Origin of the sequence: Pseudomonas sp. 18173 (assembly GCF_050432945.1) — a bacterium.
GTDB lineage: Bacteria > Pseudomonadota > Gammaproteobacteria > Pseudomonadales > Pseudomonadaceae > Aquipseudomonas.
This window is the reverse complement of record NZ_JBKFTN010000001.1, coordinates 335,481-358,161: the sequence shown is the minus strand read 5'-3', so window position 1 is coordinate 358,161 and position 22,681 is coordinate 335,481. Positions and strand designations below refer to the sequence as shown.

General features: G+C 61.8%; 17 protein-coding genes. 4 read left to right on the top strand and 13 right to left on the bottom strand.

Annotated elements, in window-relative coordinates:
- Window positions 1-2 precede the first annotated feature (2 nt).
- The 3 genes from ACLD1X_RS01595 to ACLD1X_RS01585 all read right to left on the bottom strand — a co-directional run bounded on the left by ACLD1X_RS01595 (window position 3) and on the right by ACLD1X_RS01585 (window position 5,826).
- Window positions 3-3,104: a multidrug efflux RND transporter permease subunit gene (locus ACLD1X_RS01595; RefSeq protein ID WP_429365841.1), complete on the bottom strand. Its 3,102-nt coding sequence runs from the start codon at window positions 3,102-3,104 to the stop codon at window positions 3-5.
- Complete coding sequence (locus ACLD1X_RS01590) at window positions 3,101-4,261, bottom strand: efflux RND transporter periplasmic adaptor subunit (protein WP_429365840.1); 1,161 nt, start codon at window positions 4,259-4,261, stop codon at window positions 3,101-3,103. Before ACLD1X_RS01590 ends, ACLD1X_RS01595 begins: the two co-directional genes overlap by 4 nt.
- Window positions 4,262-4,857: 596 nt before the next feature.
- On the bottom strand, window positions 4,858-5,826 hold the full coding sequence (locus tag ACLD1X_RS01585; RefSeq protein WP_429365839.1) for a LysR family transcriptional regulator: 969 nt from the start codon (window positions 5,824-5,826) through the stop codon (window positions 4,858-4,860).
- Between the two features lie 181 nt (window positions 5,827-6,007).
- Between ACLD1X_RS01585 and ACLD1X_RS01580 the strand changes: the two genes are divergently transcribed.
- The 4 genes from ACLD1X_RS01580 to ACLD1X_RS01565 all read left to right on the top strand — a co-directional run bounded on the left by ACLD1X_RS01580 (window position 6,008) and on the right by ACLD1X_RS01565 (window position 10,904).
- A complete protein-coding gene (locus ACLD1X_RS01580; protein ID WP_429365838.1) occupies window positions 6,008-7,507 on the top strand; it encodes an efflux transporter outer membrane subunit in 1,500 nt (499 codons plus the stop codon).
- 120 nt (window positions 7,508-7,627) lie between these two features.
- Window positions 7,628-9,826, top strand: coding sequence for an FUSC family protein (locus ACLD1X_RS01575; RefSeq protein ID WP_429365837.1), 2,199 nt, complete (start codon window positions 7,628-7,630; stop codon window positions 9,824-9,826).
- Complete coding sequence (locus ACLD1X_RS01570) at window positions 9,816-10,016, top strand: DUF1656 domain-containing protein (RefSeq protein WP_429365836.1); 201 nt, start codon at window positions 9,816-9,818, stop codon at window positions 10,014-10,016. Before ACLD1X_RS01575 ends, ACLD1X_RS01570 begins: the two co-directional genes overlap by 11 nt.
- A gap of 24 nt (window positions 10,017-10,040) precedes the next feature.
- On the top strand, window positions 10,041-10,904 hold the full coding sequence (locus ACLD1X_RS01565) for an efflux RND transporter periplasmic adaptor subunit (protein WP_057395860.1): 864 nt from the start codon (window positions 10,041-10,043) through the stop codon (window positions 10,902-10,904).
- Between the two features lie 115 nt (window positions 10,905-11,019).
- Here the strand turns inward: ACLD1X_RS01565 and ACLD1X_RS01560 are convergent, their stop codons facing one another.
- The 10 genes from ACLD1X_RS01560 to algG all read right to left on the bottom strand — a co-directional run bounded on the left by ACLD1X_RS01560 (window position 11,020) and on the right by algG (window position 22,661).
- Window positions 11,020-11,412 carry a DUF4440 domain-containing protein gene (locus tag ACLD1X_RS01560; protein WP_429365835.1) on the bottom strand — a complete coding sequence of 131 codons (393 nt, stop codon included), beginning with the start codon at window positions 11,410-11,412 and terminating at the stop codon, window positions 11,020-11,022.
- A gap of 135 nt (window positions 11,413-11,547) precedes the next feature.
- Complete coding sequence (locus ACLD1X_RS01555; protein WP_429365834.1) at window positions 11,548-12,372, bottom strand: SDR family oxidoreductase; 825 nt, start codon at window positions 12,370-12,372, stop codon at window positions 11,548-11,550.
- Between the two features lie 33 nt (window positions 12,373-12,405).
- Window positions 12,406-12,870, bottom strand: a complete 465-nt coding sequence (locus tag ACLD1X_RS01550) for a hypothetical protein (protein WP_007998302.1) — start codon at window positions 12,868-12,870, stop codon at window positions 12,406-12,408.
- A 291-nt stretch (window positions 12,871-13,161) separates the two neighbouring features.
- The gene (locus ACLD1X_RS01545) at window positions 13,162-14,613 is read right to left on the bottom strand and encodes a mannose-1-phosphate guanylyltransferase/mannose-6-phosphate isomerase (RefSeq protein WP_429365833.1); all 1,452 of its coding nucleotides are present in this window, start codon (window positions 14,611-14,613) and stop codon (window positions 13,162-13,164) included.
- 224 nt (window positions 14,614-14,837) lie between these two features.
- Window positions 14,838-15,491 (bottom strand): alginate O-acetyltransferase AlgF, encoded by a 654-nt coding sequence (locus tag ACLD1X_RS01540; RefSeq protein WP_429365832.1) that lies wholly within the window; start codon window positions 15,489-15,491, stop codon window positions 14,838-14,840.
- Window positions 15,492-15,508: 17 nt separating this feature from the next.
- Window positions 15,509-16,684, bottom strand: a complete 1,176-nt coding sequence (locus tag ACLD1X_RS01535; protein ID WP_429365831.1) for an alginate O-acetyltransferase — start codon at window positions 16,682-16,684, stop codon at window positions 15,509-15,511.
- Window positions 16,685-16,695: 11 nt separating this feature from the next.
- Window positions 16,696-18,261: an MBOAT family O-acyltransferase gene (locus ACLD1X_RS01530; RefSeq protein WP_429365830.1), complete on the bottom strand. Its 1,566-nt coding sequence runs from the start codon at window positions 18,259-18,261 to the stop codon at window positions 16,696-16,698.
- Window positions 18,262-18,476: 215 nt separating this feature from the next.
- Window positions 18,477-19,601, bottom strand: a complete 1,125-nt coding sequence (locus tag ACLD1X_RS01525) for a mannuronate-specific alginate lyase (RefSeq protein WP_429365829.1) — start codon at window positions 19,599-19,601, stop codon at window positions 18,477-18,479.
- Between the two features lie 8 nt (window positions 19,602-19,609).
- Window positions 19,610-21,058 carry an alginate O-acetyltransferase gene (locus tag ACLD1X_RS01520; protein ID WP_429365828.1) on the bottom strand — a complete coding sequence of 483 codons (1,449 nt, stop codon included), beginning with the start codon at window positions 21,056-21,058 and terminating at the stop codon, window positions 19,610-19,612.
- 10 nt (window positions 21,059-21,068) lie between these two features.
- A complete protein-coding gene (gene algG, locus ACLD1X_RS01515) occupies window positions 21,069-22,661 on the bottom strand; it encodes a mannuronan 5-epimerase AlgG (protein WP_429365827.1) in 1,593 nt (530 codons plus the stop codon).
- Window positions 22,662-22,681 lie beyond the last annotated feature (20 nt).

Below are 22,681 nucleotides of genomic sequence, written 5' to 3'. Positions count from 1 at the left end.
CCTCAGTCTGTGCTCGCCAGCGCTGGCACTGGCGAAGGTTTGGGCCTGTGAAACAACCGCTCCAGCCACAAGTATATGACCGGCGTGGTGAACAGCGTCAGGGCCTGGCTCACCAGCAAGCCGCCAACCACCGCGATCCCCAGGGGCTGGCGCAGCTCGGCGCCGGTGCCGTAGCCGAGCATCAGCGGCAGGGCGCCGAGCAGGGCGGCGAGGGTGGTCATGATGATCGGCCGGAACCGCGTGAGACAGGCCTTGAAGATCGCTTCCTCAGGCGACAATCCGGCATTGCGCTGCGCTTCGAGGGCGAAGTCGATCATCAGGATGCCGTTTTTCTTGACGATACCGATCAACAGCACCAGGCCGATCAAGGCCATGATCGAAAAGTCCTGGCCGCAAATCCACAGCATGATCACCGCGCCGAGACCCGCCGAGGGCAAAGTGGAAATGATCGTCAGCGGATGCACGAAGCTCTCGTAGAGCACGCCGAGAATGATGTACACCGCCACCAGCGCCGCCAGAATCAGCCACGGCTGGCTGGCCAGAGAACTCTGGAACGCCTGGGCCGCACCCTGGAAATTGCCGCTGATGGCGCTCGGCATGCCGATGTCGACCTTGGCCTGGTTGAGCATGATCACCGCATCGCCCAGCGCCACGCCCGGCGCCAGGTTGAACGACAGGTTGGCGGCCGGGAACATGCCGTCATGGGCGATGGACAGCGGGCCGACAGTTGGCGCATCGAATTTGGCCAGGGCCGACAAGGGCACCATTTGCCCGCTCAGGGGCGAGCGCAGGTAGAAATAGTTGAGGCTTTCGGCCTTGCCGCGCTGTTTGGTGTCCAGTTCCAGAATCACGTTGTACTGATTGACCTGGGTCTGGAATTCGTTGATCTGGCGCTGGCCGAATGCATCGTACAGGGCTTCGTCGACGTCGCTGGCGGTCAGGCCGAAACGCGCCGCCGCGCTGCGGTCGATGCTGATGTGGGTAATGCTGCCGCCCAGTTGCAAATCGTTGGAAATGTCGCGGAACGCCGGGTTGGCGCGCAGTTTTTCCGTCAGGCGCTGGGTCCAGGTGCTGAGTGTGCCGCCGTCGTTGCTCTTGAGTACATATTGGTACTGGGCACGGCTTGGCCCGGAGCTGAGGTTGATGTCCTGGCCGGCGCGCAAGTACAGGACAATGCCCGGCACTTTCATCAGTTGCGGACGAATCCGGTCGATGAACTGACTGGCCGAGACATCGCGGTCGCTGCGTTTTTTCAGGGTGATCCAGAAGCGGCCGTTGGCGATGGTCTGGTTGCTGCCGGAAACCCCGACCGAGTGCGAGAACGTTTCCACCGCTGGGTCGGCGGCGACAATTTCCGCCATTGCCAGGTGTTTTTTCACCATGTCGCCGTAGGAAATGTCGGCAGCGGCTTCGGTGGTGCCAAGGACAAAACCGGTGTCCTGGATCGGGAAGAAACCTTTCGGGATCAGAATGTACCCGGTAACGGCCAGGCCCAGTGACAGGCAGAACACGCCGATCATCAAGCGTTGATGGGCGAGGGCACGGCGCAGGCCTTTTTCGTACCATGCCAGCAGGCGCTCGCCAAAGCCTGGTTTGTCGTGGGCGTGATGCACCGGCGCGCGCATGAACAGCGCGGCCATGGTCGGCGCCAGGGTCAGCGACACCACCACGGAAATCAGGATGGTCGAGGTGGCGGTCAGGGCGAATTCCTTGAACAACCGCCCGACCACGCCACCCATGAACAGCAGCGGGATGAACGCCGCCACCAGCGAAAAGCTGATCGAGACCACCGTGAAGCCGATCTCGCCAGCACCCTTGATCGCCGCTTCGCGCATGCCGTCGCCGGCCTCCAGGTGCCGGTGAATGTTTTCCACCACCACGATCGCATCGTCGACCACAAAGCCCACGGCCACCACGATCGCCACCAGCGTCAGGTTGTTCAGGCTGAATCCCATGACGTACATCAGCGCAAAGCTGGCGGTCAGCGAAACCCCGAGCACCGCCGAGACAATCAATGTTGCCGACAACTGGCGCAGGAACAGCGCCATCACCGCCACCACCAGCATGATTGCAATCAGCAGGGTGATTTCCACTTCATGCAGCGAGGCACGGATGGTCTGGGTGCGGTCGATCAGCGTCTTGACCTGCACCGAGGCGGGGAGCATCGCTTCCAGTGCCGGCAAGGCGGCCTGGATGCGGTCCACGGTTTCGACGATGTTGGCCCCCGGCTGGCGGAAGATCACCAGGTTCACCCCCGGTTGCGTGCCCGCCCAAGCCTGGACGTAGGCATCTTCCGAACCGTTGACGACTTTGGCGACGTCGCGCAGATGAACCGGTGCACCGTCCTTGTAGGAAACAATCAGCTGGCTGTAGTCCTCCGGATGGAACAACTGGTCGTTGGTGGACAGGGTCGAGATGCTCGATTCCCCGTACAGCGCGCCCTTGGCCAGGTTGAGGCTGGTCTGCTGGATCGCCAGGCGGATGTCGGCGAGGGTCAGGCCGATGGCCGCGAGTTTGTCCGCCGACACCTGGACGCGGATCGCCGGACGTTGCTGACCGGTGATTGCAACTTGGCCTACACCGTCGACCTGGCTGAGCTGACGGGACAACAGGGTTTCCGTCAGGTCGCTGAGCTCCGGGCCGGGCATCTGCGAGGAGTTGACGCTGAGGATCAGCACCGGGCTGTCGGCCGGGTTGACCTTGCGCCAGGTCGGCAGGTTCGGCATGTCCTTGGGCAGCTTGCCCGCGGCGGTGTTGATCGCCGCCTGCACTTCCTGGGCGGCGGTGTCGATGCTCTTGTCGAGGGTGAATTGCAGGGTCAGGTTGGTCGAGCCCAGTGCACTGCTCGAGGTCATCTGGGTCACGCCGGGAATGGCGCTGAATTGCACTTCAAGGGGTGTGGCCACCGAGGAAGCCATGGTTTCCGGGCTGGCGCCGGGCAGTTGCGCGGCCACCTGGATGGTCGGGAACTCTGCCTCCGGCAACGGCGCTACCGGCAGGCGCGGAAACGCGATGACGCCCAGCAGCACCAGGGCGAACGTCAGCAGGACCGTGGCCACCGGGTGGTCGATGCACCAGGCTGATATCGAACCGTGGCCCTTCATTGCGCCGCCTCCGATTGCACCACTTGCGACGGCTCGGTCAGTACCTGCACCGTCGAACCCGGTTTGAGCCGCGACTGACCATCGCTGACCAGCACGTCACCGGGCTTCACGCCCTTGATGATGTCCTGGCCGCTGCCTTGATAGACCATCTGCACCTGCACGGCTTCGACTTTGTCACCATTGACCCGGTACACGAAGTGCTGGTCCAGGCCACGTTGTACGACGGTTGGCGGTACCACCAACGCATTTTTGTCCAGGGCTGTCTGAATCTTTACCGTCACCAGCAGACCCGGCCACAGCTTCTGGCCCGGGTTGTCGAATTCGGCCTTGGCGCGGATGGTACCGGTGCTGGCGTTGATCTGGTTGTCGATCAGGGTCAGGTGACCTTCGCCGAGCAGGTTGCCGGTTTCGCCGTCGGTGTCGGCGCCGATGTAAGCCTTGACCTGGGCGTGCTGTGGGTCGTTGATCAGGCCCTGCAAGGTCGGCAGCATTTGCTGCGGCAGGGAGAACTCCACGGAGATGGGGTCGATCTGGGTCACGGTGAACAGGCCCTGGACGTCGCTCATGCGCAGGAAGTTGCCTTCGTCGACGGTGCGAATACCGACACGACCGCTGACCGGGGAGTGTATTTGCGTGTAGGAAAGCTGTACCTCGGCGGAATCAATCGAGGCCTGGTTGCCTTGGGCGGTGGCCTTGAGTTGGTTGACCAGCGCCTGTTGCTGATCGTAGGTCTGCTTGGAGACCCCGTCGTCGACGCTGAGCAATTTGTAGCGCTTGAGGTTGACCAGCGCCACTTGCAGTTGCGCCTGGTTTTCGCCCAGTTGTGCCCGGGCCTGGTCGAGGCTGGCGCGGATCGACCGGTCGTCGATGGTGGCCAGCAGGTCGCCTTTTTTCACCAGTTGGCCTTCCTTGACCAGCAGTTTGGTGAGAATGCCGTCGATTTGCGGACGGACCACGACGCTGTGCAGGGACAGCACCGAACCGATGCCGCTGACATAGCGCGGCACGTCTTTTTCGGCGACGGCGACCACGCGCACGGGGATGGCGCTGGGGGCGGCGAGCTTGGCCTTGGCCGGTTTGGCGGCATACCACAGGCCCAGCGCTGCCAGGACAATCAGAAGGGCGACGAGCAGGGCGGGTTTTTTCTGGATTCGCATGCGAGTGGGGCGCCGGGGCTGGGTGGTCGGTGGGTCGGTGGGGCGGTGGGTATTTTCCTTTATAAACCTGTTTGACGGTCAGGAGGGTGACGGCTAACTGACGGCGCTGTCAGTTTGGCCTTGGCGGCCTCTGGGCCGACCATGTTCTTGGTTGACCGTGTATATATCCGTTTTTTGGGTTGTGGCGGCTGGTGGTTTCGCCCTTACGGCGACTCACTTTTTTTACAGGCGCCTAAAAAAAGTAAGCAAAAAAACGCTCGCCCCGAACGTCCGGCCCCTCGCCAGGGCTCGGGGTTCCTTCGCTCCGGTGTCCATCCGGGGGCATTGCCCTCCGGTCGGCTTCGCGCGACCTACATGCAATGAGTTCGCCTGCGTCGAACGGCGCTGCGCGCCCATCCCCGGATGAACGCCTCCGCTCAGCCTGCCGAGGGGGCGGGTGGATCAAGATCAAGAGCGGCAGGCGAGCTAACGCTCGGCCTGCTCTTCTCTTCTGTAGGAGCGAGCTTGCTCGCGATAAACGGCAGAACACCGCGGGATGTCAGGCTGCCAGCGTCATCGTTGACGACCATCGCAAGCAGGCTCGCTCCCACAAAGGCTCAGTTCGCCACCCGAACCCCACCCAGGCTCCCGCTCAATTCATACGCCGCCAATTCCGCCTGGTGCGCGGCCAGCAATTCCGGCAACGATCCACGCAAGTACTCGACCCAAGTCTTGATCTTCGCGTCCAGGTATTGGCGCGACGGGTAGATGGCGTACAGGTTCAGCTCCTGCGAGCGGTATTTGGGCATCACGCGCACCAGCGTACCGTTGCGCAGGCCGTCTATTGCGGCGTACAGCGGCAGGACGCCAACGCCCATGCCGCTGATGATCGCGGATTTCATCGCGTCGGCGGAGTTCACCAGGAACGGTGAGCTGTTGATGGTGACCATTTCCTGGCCTTCAGGGCCGTCGAAGGCCCATTTCTCGAGCGGAATCACCGGGCTGACCAGGCGCAGGCAGGCGTGGTTGAGCAGGTCGCTGGGTTTTTGTGCGCAGCCATTGGCTTTGACGTAGGCCGGCGAGGCGCAAACGATGCTGTAGGTGATGCCCAAGCGCTGGGAGACGAAACCCGAATCCGGCAGTTCGCGGGCAAGGACGATGGACACGTCGTAGCCCTCGTCCAGCAGATCCGGCACGCGGTTGGCCATGGTCAGGTCGAAAGTCACGTCCGGGTGGGTCTTGCGGTAGCGGGCGATGGCGTCGATCACGAAGTGCTGGCCGATGCCGGTCATGGTGTGCACTTTCAGTTGCCCGGCCGGGCGTGCGTGGGCGTCGCTGGCCTCGGCTTCGGCTTCTTCGACGTAGGCCAGGATCTGCTCGCAGCGCAACAGGTAGCGCTTGCCGGCTTCGGTCAGGGCGATGCGACGGGTGGTTCGGTTGAGCAGCCGGGTTTGCAGATGGGCTTCCAGGTTGGAGACCGCGCGCGAGACGTTGGCCGTGGTGGTGTCCAGTTGTACGGCGGCGGCGGTGAAGCTGCCGGCTTCGGCCACGTAACTGAAGGCGCGCATGTTTTGCAAAGTGTCCATGGGGTGCTCTCGGGTGCGATGGCAAATTGTGACACGAAGTTTCAGGGGCGGTGACCCCCTACCTACGGATTATCTCGTTAACGGTAACAAAGATTCACAGGAATCCCAGCTTATCGCCCTTCAGGCCGCCCCATAGAATTGCGCTCACCTCAAGAACACCCCACCTCAGGAAATCGCAGCAGTGCCGCGTCGCATCAGCAGAGCGCTTCAGCCGCTCAGTGTTTTGGCTTTAACCCTGGCAATCAGCGGCTGCATCGGAACCGGAGGTATTGCCCCGCAGGACAAGGCGCTGGAGGCCAATTCACTGGCCACCGACGAAGCGATCCAGAGCGCCGCGCAAGATGCGCACTGGCCCACCGCGCAATGGTGGCAGGCCTATGGCGACCCGCAACTGAACCGCTGGATCGACCTCGCCCTGCAAGGCAGCCCGAGCCTGGCCATGGCCGCCGCCCGGGTCCGTCAGGCCAGGTCCATGGCGGGCATAGCGGAAGCGGCCGAGTCGCTGCAGATCAATGGCGAGTCCACCCTCAAACGTCACAACTGGCCTACCGACCAGTTCTATGGCCCCGGCGAGCTGGCCAACAGCACCACCTGGGACAACAACGCCGCGCTGGGTTTCAGCTACGCCCTCGACCTCTGGGGCCGCGAAAGCAATGCCACCGAGCGCGCCGTGGACATGGCGTACATGACAGTGGCTGAAGCCCGCCAGGCACAGCTCGAATTGCAGGACAACATCGTGCGGGTCTACATCGAGCTTTCGCTGTATTACGCACAGCGGGACATCGTCGAAGCGACCCTCAAGCAGCAACAGCAGATCCTTGAGCTGGCGCAGAAACGTCTGAATGGCGGCATCGGCACTCATTTCGAAGTCAGCCAGGCTGAAACCCCGTTGCCGGAAACCCATCGCCAGATCGATGCCCTCGACGAAGAAATCGCCTTGAGCCGCAACCAGCTCGCCGCCCTCGCCGGCAAGGGCCCGGGGGAAGGCGCGCAGTTGCAGCGGCCGACGCTGTCGCTGGGTGCGCCACTGAAACTGCCGTCCGCGCTGCCGGCGCAATTGCTCGGGCAGCGTCCGGACGTGGTCGCCAGCCGCTGGCAAGTGGCGGCGCAGGCGCGGGGCATCGACGTTGCCCATGCCGGTTTCTACCCCAATGTCGATCTGGTCGGCAGCCTCGGTTACATGGCCACCGGCGGCGGGGCGCTGGAGTTCCTGACCGGCAAGAAGCTCAACTACAGCGTGGGACCGGCGATTTCGTTGCCGATCTTCGATGGCGGACGTTTGCGCGCGCAATTGGGCGAAGCCTCGGCGGGGTATGACATCGCCGTGGCCAAGTACAACCAGACCCTGGTCAATGCCCTGAAAAACATCTCTGACCAGTTGATCCGCCGCGAGTCCATGGACAAGCAACAGGCATTCGCCGCTGAGTCGGTGGCCACTGCGCAGAAGACCTACGACATCGCCATGATCGCCTACCAGCGCGGCCTGACCGACTACCTCAACGTGCTCAATGCCCAGACCCTGCTGTTCAAGCAGCAGCAAGTGCAGCAGCAGGTCCAGGCGGCGCGCTTGACCGCCCATGCCGAATTGGTGACCGCGTTGGGCGGTGGTCTCGGTGCCGGTAATGACGTACCGAAAGCCGAGCAGACCCAGGCGCCGAAAACCCCGAGCCTGTTGCGTTGAACACAAGACCTGTGGGAGCGAGCCTGCTCGCGATGAGGGCGGCATATCCACCATTGATGCCGACTGATGCTCCGCTATCGCGAGCAAGCTCGCTCCTACATTTTTTTTGAGCAGGATTTCATGACTCCCTTGCCCGCACCCTTGCGCTGGCTGTATTCCCTGGAATGGCGCCGGGGTTTCTTCGACTGGGCACGCAGCGACGGCGTGACCTGGGTGTACATTTTCAAGGTGCTGATTGCGGCATTCCTCACGCTATGGCTGGCCATGCGCCTGGAACTGCCGCAACCGCGCACGGCGATGATCACCGTGTTCATCGTCATGCAGCCGCAAAGCGGTCACGTGTTCGCCAAGAGCTTCTATCGCTTTCTCGGCACACTGGCCGGGTCGTCGGTGATGGTCGCGTTGATTGCGCTGTTTGCGCAGAACACTGAACTGTTCCTCGGTTCGCTGGCGATCTGGGTCGGTATCTGCACGGCCGGCGCCGCCCGCTGTCGCAACTTCCGCGCCTACGGTTTCGTACTCGCCGGATACACCGCGGCGATGGTTGGCTTGCCCGCGTTGGCCCATCCGGAAGGGGCGTTCATGGCGGCGGTCTGGCGGGTGCTGGAAATCTCCCTGGGGATTCTGTGCTCGACCTTGGTCAGTGCCGCGATCCTGCCGCAATCGGCCAGTGCCGCGATGCGCAATGCCTTGTATCAGCGCTTCGGCGTGTTCGCCTTGTTCGTTACCGATGGCTTGCGCGGTCGCAGCCGGCGTGAGGCGTTCGAGGCCGGCAACGTGCGCTTCATTGCCGAAGCCGTGGGCCTGGAAGGGCTGCGCAGTGTCACGGTGTTCGAAGACCCGCACATGCGTCGACGCAACGGTCGGCTCAGTCGCTTGAACAGCGAATTCATGGGCATCACCACCCGCTTCAACGCCTTGCACCAGTTGCTGGAGCGCCTGCACGACAGCGGCACCGATCATGCCGTGGCGGCGATCAAACCGGGCTTGCAGGACCTCGCCGAATTGCTCGATGGCTTCAGTGGTCGCGCCCTGACCAGTGCTGATGCAGCGCGCCTGGTCACGGCTTTGACAGCCTACAAGGCAGGGTTGCCGGCGCGGGTGCGCCACCTGCGGGCGATTTTTCAAGAGAGCAACCCGAGCGACGCCGAGCAGCTGGATTTCCACACGGCCTACGAACTGCTCTATCGCTTTGTCGACGACTTGCACAGTTATGCACAGACCCACGCATCCCTGGCCGATCACAGTCACGAACGGGAGCGCTGGGACGAACCGTTCACCCCGCAAACCAACTGGCTGGTGTCGGCGGCTTCGGGGATTCGCGCCGCGTTCATTCTGGTGGTGCTGGGCAGTTATTGGGTGGCCACGGCGTGGCCGAGCGGGGTGACCATGACCCTGATCGCCGCCGCGACCGTGGGCCTGTCCGCCGCCACGCCGAACCCGAAACGCATGGCATTCCAGATGGCCTGCGGGACGTTTCTCGGGGCGCTGATCGGGTTTGTCGAGATGTTCTTTATCTTCCCGTGGATCGATGGCTTCCCTTTGCTGTGCGTGATGCTCGCACCGGTGATCGTGCTCGGCGCGTTTCTGGCATCGCGGCCGCAATACGCTGGCGTCGGGGTGGGCCTGCTGATCTTCTTCAGCATCGGTTCGGTACCGGACAACCTTACGGTCTACAACCCCTACACCTTTATCAACGACTACATCGCCATGGTGCTGGGCATGTTGGTATGCGCGGCGGCGGGGGCGATCATTCTGCCGCCCAACAGCCGCTGGTTGTGGCGGCGCCTGGAGCAGGATCTGCGTGGCCAGGTGGTGTATGCCATCAGCGGCAAACTCAAGGGGCTGGCGTCGAGTTTCGAAAGCCGCACCCGTGACCTGATGCATCAGGCCTATGGTTTCGCGGCGGGTCAGCCACAAGTGCAGCGCAATCTGTTGCGCTGGATGTTCGTGGTGCTCGAGGTCGGTCACGCCATCATCGAGTTGCGCAAGGAACAGGCGATTCTGCCGGTGCATCCAGCCTATGCCGAATCCCAGCCATGGCGGCAGTCGATCCGGGTGATGGGGCGTGCGCTGGTGCGGCTGTTCCTGCAACCGAACGGCAGCAACCTCGAGCGTGCGCTGATCGCTGTCGATCACGCGATCAGTCGTGTGCAGTCCACCGACGAACCCTTCGCCCCCCACTTCGATACCTCGGCGTTGCGCCGGGTGAAGAGCTACCTGCACTTCATCCGCACCTCTCTGCTCGATCCGCAATCACCGCTGGCCGGCTACATGAATGCCAACGCCAAGCCGCAAGGACTTGAACATGCCTCGTGAAATTGCCTTCCACGGCCTGTACATGCCGACCATGACCCTGATGTTTTTCATTGCGGCGGCATTGGCCTGGGCACTGGACCGCTTCCTCTCCGGGTTCGACCTGTACCGCTTCTTCTGGCACCCGGCGTTACTGCGCCTGAGTCTGTTTACCTGTCTGTTCGGCGCGTTGGCGCTGACTGTCTACCGTTGACTCTCTATTACTGAGAATGCCCCGATGAAAAAGTTTTTCAGCCTGCTCGCGACCCTGTTGGTGCTGGCCCTCGCGCTGTGGATCGGCCGCTCCTTGTGGGAGCACTACATGAACACGCCATGGACCCGTGACGGCCGCGTGCGGGCCGACATCATCAACGTCGCCGCCGACGTCACCGGCGAAGTGGTGGACGTGCCGGTGCGCGACAACCAGTTGGTGAAGAAGGGTGATTTGCTGATGCAGATCGACCCCGAGCACTACCGCCTCGCGGTGAAGCAGGCGCAAAGCCTGGTGGCCTCGCGCAAGGCGACCTGGGAGATGCGCAAGGTCAATGCCCACCGTCGCGCCGATATGGACAACCTGGTGATCTCCCGGGAAAACCGCGACGACGCCAGCAATCTCGCCGACTCGGCCCTGGCCGATTACCAGCAGGCCCAGGCGCAACTGGAAGCCGCTGAACTCAACCTCAAACGCACTGAAGTGCGCGCAGCGGTGGACGGCTACGTCACCAACCTCAACGTGCATCGCGGCGATTACGCGCGCATCGGCGAGGCGAAAATGGCCGTGGTCGACATGAACTCGTTCTGGGTCTACGGCTTCTTCGAAGAAACCAAGCTGCCCCACGTGCGCGTGGGTGACAAGGCCGACATGCAACTGATGAGCGGCGAAGTGCTCAAGGGCCACGTCGAAAGCATCTCGCGTGGCATCTACGACCGCGACAACCCGGAGAGCCGCGAGCTGATCGCCGACGTCAACCCGACCTTCAACTGGGTGCGCCTGGCACAGCGGGTGCCGGTGCGCATTCACATCGATGAAGTTCCGGAGGGCGTGCTGTTGGCGGCGGGGATTACTTGTACGGTGGTGGTGAAGCAAGGCGATGGTGCTTAACCCATTCCCCTGTAGGAGCGAGCCTGCTCGCGAAAAAACTGAGAGCGACGCGTGCTTTCGGAATGCCTGCGTTATCGTTGACGTCCATCGCGAGCAGGCTCGCTCCTACAGTTGATCAGCAAAACGTCTCATGCAGATGTCGCCAGATCACCCGGCCATCCGCCTGTTTTTCAAACACGACCGTGGAGCGGCGATCCGAGTGCAGCCCGGTCGCATCGGTCTGTTGCTCGCGGTAACTCACGGTCGCGCCGCCGTCGTGCAGGGCAATGCCACGCAATTCGCTGAGCTCGATGCGGAACCCGAGCTTCTTGCCGCCGGCCAACGTGAACAGTTCGTTCAGCGCGTCAAAATCCAGCACCCGACCGAGTGGCGAGACCATGGAAAACTGCGGCGAAAAACGTGTCAGCAGGTGTTCGAGTTCGGACAGGTCCCGTTCTTCGGCCAGCCATTGTTCGATGGCTACGTGGGCCTGGATCACTTCTTCGAAGTATTCGGTGTAGTCGGTCATTTTGTTTCCTGAAATTCTTTGGTGTCTGTTCTGACGCCTTCGCGGGCAAGCCCGCTCCCACAGGTCATGCGCAGATTTTGAAATGGCGCTAATCCTGTGGGAGCGGGCTTGCCCGCGAAGAACGATGACTCGGATTCAGAGCTGCCCACGCAGCCCGAACCGCTTCATCAACCCGGATTCGAGCAACCCCTTGGGCAGCAAACTCGCCATCAGCGGCAACGCCCGACTGCCATTGCCGAGACGAAGCAACCGCGGCGGTTTGGCCTGCTGCACAGCCTTGAGCAATCCGGCGGCAAACTCGCTGGCCGGGGTCGGCCTGTCCTGGGACGCCCTGGCCCGGGCGCGTATGCCTTCGCGCAGGGGGAACCACGGCGATTGTTCACTGATCAGCTGCTCGGCTTCGTGGCCGGCATTCTTGGCGAAACTGGAAGCGATGGCCCCCGGCTGGACTTCCATGACCCGCACGCCGAACGGCGCCAGTTCCATGCGCAAGGCATCGCTCAAGGCATGCACGGCGGCTTTCGAGGCGCAGTAAGCGCCGGCAAATGGCGTGACCAGTACGCCGGATACGCTACCGATGTTCACCACCAGCCCCTTGGCCCGACGCAACACCGGGAACAAGGCGCGGGTAACGCCGACGATGGCGAACACATTGGTTTCGAACTGTCGCTGCATGGCTGGCACACCACCATCGAGCAGCGGCCCCATGGCGCCATATCCTGCGTTGTTGACCAGCACATCGAGGCCACCGGTCTGTTGGTTGATCCGCTCGCTCAAGGCTTCGAGCGCCACGGCGTCGTTGACATCCAGTTGCACGGCCGTGAAGCCGGCGGCGGTGAGTGCCGCGACATCTTCGGTCTTGCGGGCGCTGGCCCAGACCTCATAGCCGGCGACCTTGAACGCATCGGCAAGGGCGCGGCCAATGCCGCTGGAACAACCGGTAATCAACGCAACGGGCATGGCGCATTCCTTGTGCAGATAGTGGGGGGGAGGTCAGTCGGAAAAACTACCCTGCAATCGCTCGGCGCGAAACTCCAGGGTTTCCGGACGGTAGCCGGGGCGCAATGGCGGCAGCGGCAAGCAATCTTCCCAGTTGCCACCGGCCTGCAATTCGCCGGGGCCACGATAGCGCGGGGCGGTGTATTGATTGTCGGCCAGGTTCACCGTGTCGCCCGGTGCATAAGCCGCGACCCGCCAGCGCAGTTCCGTCAGTGGCACGTCGTTGCCGTTGTTCAGGGTCAATTGCAACGGGCGGTCGGCGGGACACTGCTGCGGCGCATAACTGATGCGCAACTCCAGGCGTTGCAGTTGCTTGAGTTCGCGGTGGTCCATCCAGATGACCCAGGTCGCGACAATGCCCAGCCCCACGGCGGCGGCCATGGAAACGGGCAAGGCCTTGGCCGGATAGCGCAGCAACAGGATCAGCCAGGTGATGACCAGCAGGACGCCGATGAACATGGGGCGCAAACCTCGGTGATGTAGAAGACCATCGTACCTAAGCGCGGGTGGGATTGGCGATAAGCGAGATTTTTGTGGTGGATGTGATGGCCTCATCGCGGGCAAGCCCGCTCCCACAGCATTGGAGTGAGCACAAGATCTGTGACCAACTCATAACTTGTGGGAGCGGGCTTGCCCGCGATGAGGCCAGCCGAAGCAATAGAAAATCCAAAAAAAAAAAAAGCCCCCGGTCCAGCCCGCTGCGGATAGGGAACGCAGCAGGTGGGTCGGGGGCTTAATGTTTACAGATGTTTACTGCGCGATAGTCTTCACCGAAACCCCACGCTCAACCGGCGTCGACCGCCCGTAGATATCCTCGAACCGCTCGATATCGTCCTCGCCCAGATAGCTACCGGATTGCACCTCGATGATCTCCAGCGGAATCTTCCCCGGGTTACGCAGGCGATGCACCGAAGCAATCGGAATGTAGGTCGACTGGTTCTCGGTCAACAGGAACACGTTCTCGTCGCAGGTCACCTCGGCGGTGCCGCTGACCACGATCCAGTGTTCGGCGCGGTGGTGGTGCATCTGCAGCGACAGGCACGCGCCCGGCTTGACCGAGATGTGCTTGACCTGGAAGCGGCCGCCCATGTCCACCGAGTCGTAGGAGCCCCATGGACGATAGACCTCGCAATGGTTCTGGGTTTCGCTGCGGCCCTGTTCGTTGAGGGTGTTGACCATCTGCTTCACGCCCTGGACCTTGTCCTTGTGGGCGATCATCATGGCGTCCTTGGTTTCGACCACGACGATGTTTTCCAGGCCGATCACCGACACCAGCTTGCCGTTGCCGTGGATCATGCAGTTGCGGCTGTCCTGGATCACCACGTCGCCTTTGCTGACGTTGCCGTTGGCGTCCTTTTCATTGACTTCCCACAGCGACGACCAGCAGCCGACATCGCTCCAGCCGGCGGTCAGCGGCACGACGCAGGCACGTCGGGTTTTTTCCATTACCGAGTAGTCGATGGAATTGTCCGGGCAGCAGGCGAAGGTCGCTTCGTCGAGGGTGACGGTGTCGGCATCCTGCTTGCTGCGTTCCAGGGTCAGCAGGCAGGTGTCGTAGATGTCCGGATCGTGCTTTTTCAGCTCTTCCAGGAAGCGGCTGGCGCGGAACAGGAACATGCCGCTGTTCCAGAAGTAACCACCGGACTGGACGAACTCGGTGGCGCGCTTGACGTCCGGTTTTTCGACGAAGTGCGAGACGCGGCTGACGCCTTCTGGCAGCAGCGAATCGTTGGTCGACTTGATGTAGCCATAACCGGTTTCCGGCTTGGTGGCCGGCACGCCGAACAGCACCATTTCACCGTTTTCGGCAGCGACGGTGGCCAGGGCCAGGGCGCGCTGCAGGGCTTTCTGGTCTTCCAGCACGTGGTCGGCCGGCAGCACCAGCATCAGCTCGTCGCGACCTTCGTTGACCAGCATCATCGCGGTCAGGGCCACGGCCGGCGCAGTGTTGCGACCGAACGGCTCCATCAGGATGCGCTGGGTTTCCAGTTTGCGCGCAGCCAACTGCTCGTTGACGATGAAACGGTGGTCCTTGTTGCAGACCACGATAGGCGTGTCCATACCTTCGAACACCAGGCGTTCCAGGGTTTGCTGGAACAACGTGTGTTCGCCGGTCAGGGCCAGGAACTGCTTGGGGAATTGCTTACGGGAAAGCGGCCAAAGACGTGAGCCGCTACCACCTGACAAGATCACCGGAATCATGTTGTTACTCCTTGAATATCGATTGGTTAGAGCTACTGCGTTCTGTCGTTTCACTCTTGTTTTTGTTCCGTGTCCGACCTGACACCTCGGTCCCTTGTAGGAGCGAACTTGTTCGCGATGTACGTCAACGAAAACGCGGGCTGTCTGGATAGACGTGTTGCCTTTGCGTTTTTCGCGAGCAAGCTCGCTCCTACAGGGGGACATGGGTCAGTCCGGAAAATTGATTAGCGCGTCGATACCGGGCGTTTCACCCAGACCGGCGACAGGCTGCTGCCGTTGCCGGTGACGTACAGCACCGCGGCTTCACCGCGTTCCAGGGCAACCGGTTTCACGTCGCCGACTTTGGTTGCGCCGTCATAGAGCGCCAGGCTGACTTTCACCGGGTTGATTTCACGTTCGCCACGGCCCTTGGCGGCCACGTTCGGCACCACGTCGGTCTTGCCGTCGGCGGTTTTCAGGGTCAGCGTCTTGTCGCTGAGGTTCTGTACGCGTACCAGGGATTTCTGCTTGTTCTTGAACGGCGGTTCCTCGATCAGTTGCGGTGCGCCGCTGGCGTTGTTGACCAGGGTGTAATAGTGGTCGCCGGCCAGTTTCACCGGCAGGGTCTGGCTACCGACCTTTGCGCTGTAGTCACCGCCCGGCATGAAGCTGAAGTCACTGCTGGCCAGTGGCGCGACATCGCTCAGGTTGGTGCTGCCGACGGTGGCGCTGACTTCGGCGTTGCTGGCGTTGTAGATGCGCACGAAGGTCGAGCCTTTCGGTGCGGTCGGGCCGTAGAGTGCTGCGTCGCCACCGGCGAAGGCCTGGGTCGACAGAACGCCCATGCCGGCAACCAGTGCAAAGGTCTTGGCGAGACGACGAGGAGTAGTGAAAGTCATGGAAGTACCTCTCTCTTTCAGTTTTGCGCCCGGTCGGGCGTCTCGGATTTGTTGTTGATGGCTACGTTTTGTTGGCGCGCGCCGGCTTGTTTAAGCTCTGCGACCCACTGCGGGTCGGCGTCGCCGATTTCGTTGTTCACGGGCAGATATCGTTCTGGAAACTCCCAGATCAGCACCTGTGGCGGGCTGTTCTTGAAGGCATCGCTTTTGAGGTAGCTGAGCATCGGCAGAATCGGGCCGTGGCCGTCTTCGGCGTAATTGACCACGTCACTGTGCAGCGCTTGCTTGAGCGCACCGACGAAGTTCCAGTTTGGGTTGGCGCTGTAGCTGGTGCCGATCAGGGCCACCGGCACTTCGGTGTTGGCGAACAGGGCATCGTCACCGGCCGGCTGGTCATCGGCTGCCACGGTGTTGCGCTTTTGCAGCGACTCTTGTGGCGGCATCAGGTTTTCGAACAGCGGGTCCAGCGGCAGGAACAGACGCAGGTCGCCCTTGTGGGTGATTTTCTCCGCAGGTTCGGTGACGAAGCGCTGTGGCTCGCCGCTCAGCGGGTACTTGTCGGCAATGGTCCGGGCCAGGCGGTTGGCGGCGATTTCGGCGCCTTCCGGGGTCCAGTGAGTATCGGTGCGCAGGAACACTTGCTGGCCATTCTGCTTGGCCTGTTGCAGCGGGCCGAGCAGGTCAGGGGCGGGAATCCGGTCGGCGGCCAGGCGCTGGTGGAAGTCCTTGTAGAGGTTGGCGTGGATGCTCGCCGGTTTCACCTCGCCGAGGTGTTCCGGGTACAGGCGCACCTTGGCTGGCACCACGGCCATGACCAGTTGCACGCCTTTTTCCTTCAGGGTCTGGCGCACGCCTTCGACCAGCGCGTAGTTGCCTTGCAGGTTCAGTTCTTCGTTGACCACCGGGTGGAATTCTTCATCGCTGTACAACCACTGGTCGCGGCCGAGCACCACGCCCGGACGACCTTCGTTGAACAGTTTGAAATCCAGCGCAGCCCAGAGATTGGTGCCCAGGCGCTTGATCGGGAACTCGTCGTCGTAGTGGGTTTCCACGGCTTTGGTCCAGCGACCGTTGAGCACCGTTGCATCGGCGTTGGTGCTGAAGCCGAAGAAGCTGCGCACCGACCACAGACCGAGCACCAGCAGGGTCACCAGGAACAGCGCGATGTAGAAGATGCGTAATGAGCGGGTCATGGTCAGATCCCTCAGAACTGGAAGTAAAGGAACGGCGAGAAGCTTTGCGCCGAGAGTTTGAGAATCGAGGCGATGAACAGCAGCAGCACCAGCGCACGCATCACGTAGCGCGACCAGTCAGCGGTCCAGTAGGCCGGTTGCACCTGGGCTTCGACGCCAACGGTGTAGCCAGGCTGATGGATGCTCGCCGGGTTATCCCCAGGCACGGCCTTGATCGTTCCCGCTGTCGCGGCGGCCGGGCCGTCGGCGTCGACGTTCACGGCAGGCTTGGTCTTGGCCGGTGGCTGATTGGTGTAGAAGTCGCGCAGGCCGAAGAACGCCAGGGTCACGTAGGCCACGATCAGCGTTGCCACTTGCAGGCCGGTGAGGCTGGCCTGGTTGAGTTCCGACAGCGACCAGTCACCAAAGCTGAACATCGCGCCGTACATGCGTGCGGCGACGTGCAGGTTTTCTGCGCGGAAGATCACCCAGCCCATCACCACCAGCAGGAAGGTCAGCACCCAGCGGATCGGGTTGAAACTGCGCGGCGAGGTGTTCAGGCCGATGGCTTTTTCAATGGCCAGCCAGCTGCCGTGCCAGGCGCCCCAGACGATGTAGGTGATGTTCGCGCCGTGCCACAGACCACCGAGCAGCATGGTCAGGAACAGGTTGCGATAGGTCATCAGCGTGCCTTTGCGGTTACCGCCCAGGGTGATGTACAGGTAGTCACGCAGCCAGGTCGACAGGCTGATGTGCCAGCGCCGCCAGAACTCGGTGATCGACTGACTGACATACGGCTGCTTGAAGTTTTCCATGAAGCGGAAACCCATCATCAGGCCCAGGCCGATGGCCATGTCGCTGTAACCGGAGAAGTCGAAATACAACTGCGCGGTGTACGCCAGCGCGCCGAGCCAGGCATCGCCCGTGGTCGGGTTCTGCAGGGCAAAGCAGTGGTCGGCCACGACGGCCAGGGTGTCGGCGATGAAGACTTTCTTGATGAAACCCTGCATGAACCGCGTGCAGCCCTCGGAGAACTTGTCGAGGGTGTGGGTGCGGTTGTTGAACTGGTCGGCCAGGTCGCGGAAACGCAACACGGGGCCGGCGATCAAGTGCGGGAAGATCGCCACGAACGCCGCGAAGTCGATCAGGTTACGGGTCGCCGGGGTGTCGCCACGGTAGACGTCGATGATGTAGCTGATGGACTCGAAGATGTAGAACGAGATCCCGATCGGCAGCAGCACGTGGGTCAGGATGAAAGGCGAAAGACCCACCGAGGTCATCATCGCGTTGATGCTGTCGACGCCGAAGTTGGCGTACTTGAAGTAGCCGAGGATGCACAGGTCGACGGCCACGCCGAGCAGCAGCCAACGCTGCGCCGGTTTGGTCCTGACCCCGGCGGCACCGACTTTCAGGCCGATCCAGTAGTTCCACAGCGTGACGCCGGCGAACAGCGCGAGGAAGTCCACACGCCACCAGGCGTAGAACACGTAGCTGGCAATCAGCAGCAGCAAATTGCGATAGCGTTGCCCGCTCAGGTAGTACAAGCCGAGAAAGATCGGCAAGAACAAAAACAGGAACACGTTGGACGAGAAAACCATCCCGATCTCTCCTTGTTTGAATCAACAGTCAAGGGCCAACGGCCCCCCCAAACCCCCCATGAAAAACCGGGGGGCAACACACAAAACTCAAACCTTGCACTGGACCCCTGTGGGAGCGGGCTTGCTCGCGAAAGCGGTTTGTCAGTCGACATCAATGTTGAGTGTCAGACCACATTCGCGAGCAAGCCCGCTCCCACATTGGGAATGTGTTTGTCTTAAGAACCTTTGTTGCCTTTTTCATTGGCCGGGTCGTAGACCTTGGTCAGGTCACCGCCGAGGCGGAAGGTCTTGAACGGCTGCATCTGGTGTTTCTTCGCCAGCACCTCGGGCGAGCAGGTGTAGAGCGAGCAGTACGGTTCGAGCCAGGCAAATTTCATGTCCTCCTTCAGGTCGGTCATGTCCTGTTCCTTGCCGTTCTTTTTCTCGAACTGGTCCGGGTCCTTCACCCCGGACAGCACCCGGTCAGCCAGGCGTTTGAGCGCGCCGTTGTTTTCCTGGCGAAGATCCACACCGTTGACCTGGGCGAAACTGGCGATCATCGCCAGCGGCGGCAGGGCGTAGTTGTGGTAAGCCAGGGCTCGCTGCTGACGCTTGAGTTCGTTGGGCAGGTAGCCATCGGCGTCGACCTGGTTGGTGCCGACCTTGAATTCCTTCACCGCCCAGTCGAACAGGTCGCGACGGTTGGTGGCGACGGAGGTGGCCATCACCGACCACGCCGCCCAGTACGAGTGGTTGTTGGTCTGGTCGAGCGGCAGGTTGTCCCAGTCGCTGACCACCTGGTCGGCCATCTTGCTGAACCAGGCTTCGATCAACTGCGCTTGCTGTTGATGGGTGGCCAGCGGGTGGGAGTCGGAAAACTTCAGGCGGATATAGGCCGAAGCCATGCTGCCCAGCGCCCATTTGCGCATCGACTTGCCGGTGTGGTTGAAGTCCTTGGACATCAGCGCGTCGGCCTGGGCCCAGGCGGTCAACCAGTCGAGCGTGCACTCCAGCTGTTCCGGGCGACCGTCACGCATGAACTGCATCACGCGCTTGCTGGTGCCGCGCTCGATCTTGGTGATGTCGGCGGTGCTTTCGCGGAAGGCTTTTTCCGACTGCACGTTCAGAGTCGCGCGGGCCTTGTCCGAACCTTCGTACTTGCTGCGAAATTGCAACGAGCCGGTGTACGGCGTCGGCATCGCATCGCAGCCTTCGCTTTTGTCGCCCGTCTTGAATTTATCCACAGGCGCAAAATAGCCCTGGGGTGGACGCAGTGGCGCGGCCGCTTGCGTGACCCCGGCGAACATCGCCAGACTCAGGAGCGTCGGTGCCAACAGGGTTGAACATTTCGGATAGCGCATGGCAGACCTCATTGCCCGACCGAAGCAGTACGCTGCTCGGCGCCCGGGAATACGTTGCGTTTGCAGATTTTCGCTTCGACTTTCCGAGGCGCGGCACCGGCTTCGGGGCCCTGGACTTCAACGGCCAGCAGGTTCTGCGAGGCCCAGTCTTCATCCGTGCGCAATTCGAAAGCGAAACGCCCGTCAGTCTCGGAGGTTTCCGGTTTGTCGATCTTGATGTCCTCGTGGCGACCGTTCATGTACCAGAGGGTGGCTTGCAGGGTTTTCACCGAAGTGTCGGCGAAGCGGATGTCGACCTGGTGGCTGCTGTTGCGCAGGTCCATGTTCTTGCTGTTGACCATCAACTCGTTTTTGCCCGGCTTGAGCGTGGTGCTGCCGGACATCTGCGCCTCCTTGCCTTCGCAACCGTTGTCGAGCAACGCCATCATCTGGCGGTAGATGGTTTCCTGGTCGAGGCGGTACAGCGGCGAGAATTCCCAGATGAGAATCTTCGGCGGGTTCTTCTGGAACTCGTCGCTGCCCAGGTACTGCAGCATCGAACCTTCCAGGCCGCCGCCGGGGAACGCCACGTTGAGGATGTCGGCGCCGATGGCCTCCTCTAGGAACCCGGCGAAGTTGTAGTTCTTGCCGCTGTGGGAGGTACCCACCAGGGTGATTTGCGGATTGCCGGAGTCGCCGAACAGGTCGCCATCGCCCGCTTCGCCCTTCGGCTCGGTGGTGAACTGATCCATGTACTGGATCGCGTAGCTGGTGCCACAGAGTTGACCGGCCATGTTGTGCAGGGTTCCGGTCTTGCCCATGCGACCCGACTTTTTGGTCTCGAATTCGCGCTTGGGAATGTCGGCGAATTCAGGCATCTGCTTGACCTTTTCGGCGACGATTTTCGCCGTGCGCTGGGCACCGTACGGCGTCCAGTGCTGGTCGCCACGGAAGTAGAAATCGTGGGCGGGCAGGGTGTCGGGCAACGACTCGTTGGTCAGCGGCGAAAGGTCCGGGACGACATAGCCCATCTGCGCGAAACGACCGAGCATGCTCTTGTAGTTCTGCAGCGCCTTGTCGAAGTTGAAGCTGGCTTTCTCCGCCGGGTTGAGCTTGTTGCGGTTCACCAGGCCACGGGTCGGCTGGTAGACGATGACCAGTTCCACGCCTTTGCTCTTGAACGCATCGTGCAGTTGTTTCATGCGTTTGTAGCCGGCGGGCGTGGTATCGAATTCGGTGCGCAGGTCTTCCTGGGTGCGGAACAGCCAGTCGCCCTGGGCCTGTACCAGGGTGGTGAAGTTCTGCTGGTAACGGGTGGTGTAGTTCTTCGCGTCGTGGGCGGCCGGGCACAGGCTGCAGCACGGTTCGGCACTGAACTTCGGTGCCTGGACTTCATCGGCACGCGCGCCACCGCTGGCCGCGAGAATGCCGGCGGTCAGGGCCGACAGGCTGAGTAATTTGATCAAGTGTGGGTGCATAAGATTGTCCTCAGTCCCGCATTTCGGTCTGGCGTTCGACAGGGTCGATCAGCACGGCTTTCTGCTGGCGCACCAGCAGGTCGAGAATTTCATCCTGGCGATCGCCAAGGATGCCGGTGAAGCTGATGCCGCTGGATTTGGTCGGTGCGAGCATCGACACGCGATACAGCTCGACACTCAGCGGCGAGTCGATGGACAGCGGCCCGCTGCCGTTGGCCGCCAGTTCACCACCGACCACGATCAGCGATACCTGGGCATCGAACGGGTCGAGCTTGATGTCACGGTCGGTGTTGGAGAGGTCCTTGATGTGCCCGTAGACGCCGGTCAGGCCGTTGGCCATGGCGACGTTTTCGTACAGGCGAATGTTCACGCTGTTACGAATGCGGATGCCGTGGCGCTTGTTGCTCAGCACACGGTTGCCCCACAACAGGTTGTCGGCACTCTCGTAGAGGGTGATGCCGTCGGTGTGGTTCTGGTAGATCTCGTTGTGGGCGATCAGGTTGTTCACGCTGTTACGGTCGATCACCAGCCCCGAGAGGTGGTTGTCGTAGCTGCGGTTGTTGAAGATGAAGCTGTCGTTGACCTCACGGGAAATAATGATCCCGTGCTTCTTCTTGGTCCCGTACACCGTGTTGTCGGCGATGATCAGGCCGTGGGAGCGGTCGTGCGGGTCGATGCCGTAGACGATGTTGTCTTTGTAGGTGTTGCCCTTGACCACGAAGTCGCGGGTTTCATAGCAGTAGAAGCCGTACCACATGTCCGAGAATTCGGAGCCGACGATCCAGCCTGTCGGTTCAGGACGCTTGAGCACCTTGGCCATGTTCGGCGTGTACTGGGAAATACTCACGCCATAGGACTTACTGTTGGCGTAGCCGAAACTGGCGATCTTGCTGTTGGCGATGTAAGTCTCGGTGCCGCCCCAGGCGAGCAGGAACGGACGGAATTCCTTCGGCGAGTTGAACGTCGCCGGACCGTTGTCCTTCTCGCGCCAGCCGGTGATCTTGGTGTCGCGCACGAACAGCTGGCCGTCGTTGACCAGGAACGAACCGGCCTCCTGGGACAGGCGCAGTTCCTGGGTCTGTTTGTCGATTTCCAGGATGCCGTGGCGACCGACCACGATCGGCAACTTCGCCAGGTAAACGCCAGGCGCGGTTTCGATGACGTACCTGGGTTGCTTCTTCGCCAGGTCCTTGAGGTTCATGTAGCCGTCGTCGACGAAGATCGCCTGGGGGATGCCGTGCTGACGCACTACCCACTCGGCCATCTTGTTGTCGCCGCCGATGAAGTCCTTCAGGGCGTCTTCCTGCATCATCCGGCGCACGCTGATCTTGCCGGCCTTGCTGCGCACGACTTTCGCGGCGACGGCCTCGGCGGTATAGCCCGAAATATCCGGCAGCTTCGGCGTGGCCAGTTCCAGCGGCGCGATCGGCGCGCTGCTGACGGTGTAGGTCTTGGCCTGTTGCAGTTCCTTGGCGATGGTGGCCGCGTGTGCCGGTTTGGCCGGCTCTACATTGGCAGGCTCTGCATTGGCGAAGGCGGCCGAGCTTGCCAGCAGCATCGCGCCGGCCAACAAGGTGAGCGAACCTCGCTTCGAATTGTTCATGTCGGGCACTCCCTTCGCGG